General features: G+C 39.3%; 6 protein-coding genes. All 6 read right to left on the bottom strand.

Annotation, left to right across the window (positions count from 1 at the left end; genetic code table 11):
• Positions 1-226 precede the first annotated feature (226 nt).
• Positions 227-703, bottom strand: coding sequence for a DUF5004 domain-containing protein (locus Q0X72_RS13025; protein ID WP_297766247.1), 477 nt, complete (start codon positions 701-703; stop codon positions 227-229).
• Between the two features lie 118 nt (positions 704-821).
• Positions 822-1,166 carry an antibiotic biosynthesis monooxygenase gene (locus Q0X72_RS13020; protein WP_297766244.1) on the bottom strand — a complete coding sequence of 115 codons (345 nt, stop codon included), beginning with the start codon at positions 1,164-1,166 and terminating at the stop codon, positions 822-824.
• A 158-nt stretch (positions 1,167-1,324) separates the two neighbouring features.
• Positions 1,325-1,846 carry a DinB family protein gene (locus Q0X72_RS13015; protein ID WP_297766241.1) on the bottom strand — a complete coding sequence of 174 codons (522 nt, stop codon included), beginning with the start codon at positions 1,844-1,846 and terminating at the stop codon, positions 1,325-1,327.
• A gap of 101 nt (positions 1,847-1,947) precedes the next feature.
• Entirely contained in the window at positions 1,948-2,667 is a 720-nt protein-coding gene (locus Q0X72_RS13010; protein ID WP_297766238.1) for a DUF6090 family protein, read from the bottom strand.
• 72 nt (positions 2,668-2,739) lie between these two features.
• Positions 2,740-2,931, bottom strand: a complete 192-nt coding sequence (locus tag Q0X72_RS13005; RefSeq protein ID WP_297766235.1) for a hypothetical protein — start codon at positions 2,929-2,931, stop codon at positions 2,740-2,742.
• Between the two features lie 322 nt (positions 2,932-3,253).
• Positions 3,254-4,936 carry a hypothetical protein gene (locus Q0X72_RS13000; RefSeq protein ID WP_297766233.1) on the bottom strand — a complete coding sequence of 561 codons (1,683 nt, stop codon included), beginning with the start codon at positions 4,934-4,936 and terminating at the stop codon, positions 3,254-3,256.
• Positions 4,937-5,215 lie beyond the last annotated feature (279 nt).

Below are 5,215 nucleotides of genomic sequence, written 5' to 3'. Positions count from 1 at the left end.
GGTTATCCCGGACCTGTATAAAATAGTGGAAGAGATTTATGGCCAGGCCACTACTAAGTTCCCTATGAATAATATTGCAAGTGCAATCCCGCTCCAATAAAAATCCATTATTTTTTAAATTCCCCCTGCTAGGTATAAACCTTAAACTTCCTGTCTCGTACCTTGTACAATATGTCTCTCACCCCTTACTTAAGTTATTTCACCTCGTCCCTCTAACGTCTACCTTTTATTTCCGAAATATATCAAGCGTCTTATGATATTCATCATAAAGTACCAGCTTGTTCTCAGATAATTCTAAAATAGGGAATATCATAGGCTTTGTGGAAAGTGTACCGTCTGTTGCAAAATTGATGAAATCACCTGGAATTATTCGTTTTTCCTGATCGATTGCCGAATCTATCAAGGTGAGTCGTTTCCCATTGGGCGAAAGATGCCAGGTTCCATTTCTTATTTCTCCTTGTGGTTCTTTTTCCAGGGAAATAACGTCATAGGTAAAGGTTCCGTCCTTGTTAAAGGTAAAGTAGTACTGTGTTGGATTTTTGATAGTGTCCTTTAAAGCTTCCAGGACCTGTTCACCCTTCCTAAAACTACCGATTATCTGCCATTGACCATAGAGATCCTGTGCTTTGTACTCCTGGCTAAAGGAGGAGAAAAAAAGCAGACTTACGAAACCTACAATACTATTTCTAAGGATTTTGTTCAATTAGTACGGTGTTTTACATGACCTAGGTATACCTATAACGTTTCTATCGGGTATTTATTTATGCCATAAATACGCTGGACCAAAAAAATTGAAGGGTCACCCCCCTGAATATAAAATACTACATAGACTGGAAGTGAGTGTATACCTGTGGTTTTAACGCAGCCGTGGCATTTACCAAAGCTTCTGACGGCGCTCCGTATAGCTCCGGATAAAAGTCGGATATAGCCAATAATTCACCCAACAGAGGCCCCAGGTTGCCTATATGGGCCAAAATGGCATCAGAATTCACATAGGTTTCCCGAACTCTGCACTCTGTTTCATCACTATTAAAATACCAGTCGTATTGCAGTGTCCCCGTATCCTTTTCTTTTGTAGAATTCATACAGGCCTTTGCCAGTTCCTTGAATTTTTCAAGTTTCCCGTCGTGTATCACAAAGCGTGCAGTTAATTGAAGATTATTCATAGTACTTCTTTAAAAGTTAGCCAGTAGTTAGAGCAAGACCTTCTCACCCCATCATTCTAAGATAAGTAAGTATAATCTTAGTTACAGTGAGCTTAGGACGAAGCACAACTTGGACTGTCCCGGATAGCACAACCATTTACCAAGCGATCTAATAACCTTTAAAACAACTTATAGGCAGGAGGCGTAATTCCCTGCATTCTAAGGTAAATGGCGCATTGACCCCTGTGATGCCCTACATGTTCATTGGCTTTTTGGATCCATCCAAGTCGGGTTACATTATACGGCCCACGCACCACAACTTCATCAAATTTTGACGGGTCCATATTTTGAATACCGGCAATCGCAAAATCGAAACTTTCAGCTACAATGCGTCGTACTTCGCTCTTAGATTGAAACGAGGCTTCTTGTTCTATATTGACATCTCCATAAATAGCTGCCTCCCCTGTACCGTTTGCAGCTAGCCCTATGGTTCCCTGAGCCCCGTGCAGCATCTGAGCGGCAAAGGTGCGCACACCCTCTGTGGGTTTGTAATTAAATTGGTCTTCGGGCATGGCATCTATGTATTCCATAGACATGGCCTTAGACCGCTCAAAGTCGGCCACTAAATGATCAATCGTGGCATTTTGTGCAAACCCTAAGGGTCCAATAAGACAGCTAAATAAAAGAATTAAATTTTTCATGACAGTCCGTTTTTAAGTGAAGCAAGAAGGTACAAAAACTAACCTAATTAACTCAAGATCATGTATAACTAATAAATAGGTTACTTAAAAGAGGATATGTCTTATTTTGGATCTAATGTTTGCATAATGGTCTCCTGCAACTCGTTTGCCCTCCCTAAAGCTTTTTGGTCCGTTTCTAGTTGGACTACTGAACTTATCAAAACAGATTTTACGAGATCCAATAAAATCTGGTTGGAGCGAATGTTCTCAAAAACCACTTTTCTTGGTACCAGTTCCTGATTCCAATTCACATAAAATTCCAATTGTTCGTCCATATTGAATACTTCGTGTTCAATTTTTCGAACCATATACCTTCGCTCCATGGGAAACTTGTTAAAATCGAAGGCAAATTGATCTAAAAACGCATAATATTCGAACAATTGACGTACCAGATCCTTATTTCGGATCAGGGATAGTCTCCCAGTTGACTGCAATTCTTTCCAGGTGACCTCGGTTCTCGTTAGGTTTTCACCATCGGCACAATTTCTAAACATTTTAATGAAAAGTAATGAGTCTGTTATCTTAGCTTCAGGATTTTCCAGAAATTGCAAGACATGCTGGGCAGAGGCTCTTTGTTTCTTCAATGAATCGGCAACATTTGAGTAAAACTGCAGATCTTCAGTAATTTCAAAATGAAGCGCTTCCAGGTAGGTGCGTTCTAATTTTCGCTCATCATGTTCATTAGACCATGTATTAATCTGAAGTGCGATCAGGATACCAATAACTACCAATAGGATCTCCCCAATGGCATATTTTAGGTATTTACCGGTCTTATTTTCCACGAGTAGTTGTTGTCGGACTTTACGAAAAAAAGCAATCATTCACTAGTTCATTTATGCATATTTTGATGTACACTAACCTGTGATCCCATCCCCGTCAATATCCTGGTTTAAATGGCTTTCCAGTGCCACCAGGGTCTTTTTAAGGAGTACCCGGGTCTTCTCTAGTTCAGTCTCCAAAGCGGTTACGCGGTCTTCTACGCTGTCTGCCTGTTTTTGTTGTTTGTCTAGTTCGTCTTGCTGTAACAGATCCCAAAATATACCCATGATAGTTGTATTTGATTAGTTGGTTATTCTATTTTTTAAGCGTCTGAATTGTTCTCCTTCTTCATTTTAATATAGCGGTAAACTAGCCGTGATCCCAATCTTGCAAATAAGATGATAGCGATAACCATTACTATATCCATTCCACTCATTAATTCGTCATTTTAGTTTTGTTGTCTGCAGCCAATTGTTTCTGATAGTTCTATAAAAGGAGAGCATTGAAGTGCCTGGTGGTTATCTATCCAAGGTACTAAATAAAATGAAATATACCCTTTGAAGAAGTAGTCAAAGGAAAATGTGTAAGCAGACTAAACTAAAAAATGGACTATTCCTTCACATTGATCAGCACGGCTTCACAACGGGAAAGATCTGAGTTAAGGATAATATTTTCAGAATTGTCTCCATCTATGATCTCAATAGAGACTGTATTAGGAGGAAACTTGCCCAGATTGTGGGCGTACAGAAATAGATCGTTGGCTTGAGTGGGGTCTAGTTTTAATTCAAATCCCTTTTTTTGATAGGTAAGATTGTATTGAGAAACGATCGCAAAACCGTTAAGGTAGATAGATACAATATCGCCGTCCTGGCGGCCATGATCCCATAAATTGATCTGAATGATCTTGTTATTAACTTCCAGCTCTTTTACATAGGTAATGGTGCGCCCATCAAAATCGGTTCGTTTTTCAATCTCCACCGGTTTTTCAGGTACTTCTTCTTTTATAACAACAGGTTCAACTATTTCTACTACAGGTGTTTCCTCTTGTTCTACCACTTCTTCTGCTTCAACAATTATTTCTTCTTCGGGTGCTGAAGGTTCTTCTTTAGGGGGAGCAGGTTCTACTATTTCCAGCGGTTTAGGTTCGTCGGGGATGGGCACTACTTCTTCCTCTACAACAGCAATTAGCTCGGGTGGGGGAGTTGCATCAGGATTTCGCTTATTGATGGTAAAATATGGCGTGGCGAACTTGGCCGTATAAAATTTGTCCGTCGGAAAAAGCTCAATCCCCATGATCCTGTAATTATTTCCGTTTGGCAGGGTCTTATTAAGTTTTATACCCCCTGCAAGTTTGGTATTCTTATAAGTTCCCAGTTCCTGTATCACCGTATTATTCTTCAGAAGGTAGAATTTGATGGTCTTTTCGGGAGGTAAATTACTTGTTGTCCATTCAATAGAGCCAGGATCTGGGATAGTCCATACTGTGCCGTTTGTAGGGAAGGTGATCTCAAGGCCAGAACGCCAGTGTTTGCGTTCCTGAAGCTGTACTTCATTTAATTCTGTGATGGTTTGAGTAAAATTAGTATATGGCTTTACCATTGCTAAGCCCGAAACCACTTCCTCCAGTAGGGTGTAAAATGCCTTTATCTCCTGCAATGCACTGGCTATAGGTATCTCCTCAGAATATTGTTTTCGAATATTTTTAAAATGATCCGCTATGCGCCTGTTTGTTTTCTTGTCGATCACAGCATTGTCCGCCATGCTACTTTCATCCAATAATTTCTTGGCTGTACTGATCTTTAGATAGCCAAAACGCCTGGTTAAAAAAGAGATGGCATCTTCATAACTTACTGCAGAATTTGAGCTAATGTTGGTAGCCACGTTAAAAGCCTTGTCGTATTCTAAAAGAGCATGCTGTAGGGTTACTTCGGCTAATTTTCTGCTGGTCTGTTGCGGTGAATTTGTGGCCATATTCAACAGATCTAAAAGTTGTTCAACGGGGATGCTATTTACCCCATCTCCATAGACCCCTTGTAAGTATTCAACTCCTAACCATGGCGATTGAAGCAGGAGGTAATTTTTATCAATGTTGGTCAGTGTTCTTTTGGCCCCAACTGTCTTTAGGATAACCTCATATTCTGTCTTTGTCCAGGGAATAGGATCATCGGAAATGATCTTTTTGGCAACAACAACAGGATCCTCAATGGTATTTCCAAGGCCATAAGTTTTTAAAGGAAGGCATAGTATTCCAAGGCCAAAGGTTATAAAAGCTAAAAATGCAGTTTTTTTCATGCCAATTATATACGAACAGTAGTATATGCACTACCTATTGTATAAAACTATCACATCCGGGAAAAATTGTAAGGAGAGTAATGAATTTGTTATCAGGAACTTATGAACGAAAGAATATTACTACAATAATGAAAAATGTTAATAAAAAACAGGGGTTAATGGTAATATTTTTCGCGTAGATTGTTAAAAACTAGGTTTTAATAATGCGCCTACTGTAATATTTAATTTTGTACCTTTTCTAACTAATAACCAAACCAATTAAAAATGAAAAAAGCAGTA

This window comes from uncultured Muriicola sp. (assembly GCF_947258935.1).
Lineage (GTDB): Bacteria > Bacteroidota > Bacteroidia > Flavobacteriales > Flavobacteriaceae > Muriicola.
This window is presented reverse-complemented; position numbering and strand designations above follow the sequence as displayed.

Bases quoted from the DNA above. Each gene is read 5' to 3' on its own strand.
- Q0X72_RS13015 (WP_297766241.1), bottom strand. From the start codon at position 1,846: ATGAAAAATTTAATTCTTTTATTTAGCTGTCTTATTGGACCCTTAGGG.
- Q0X72_RS13005 (WP_297766235.1), bottom strand. From the start codon at position 2,931: ATGGGTATATTTTGGGATCTGTTACAGCAAGACGAACTAGACAAACAA.
- Q0X72_RS13000 (WP_297766233.1), bottom strand. From the start codon at position 4,936: ATGAAAAAAACTGCATTTTTAGCTTTTATAACCTTTGGCCTTGGAATA.
- Q0X72_RS13020 (WP_297766244.1), bottom strand. From the start codon at position 1,166: ATGAATAATCTTCAATTAACTGCACGCTTTGTGATACACGACGGGAAA.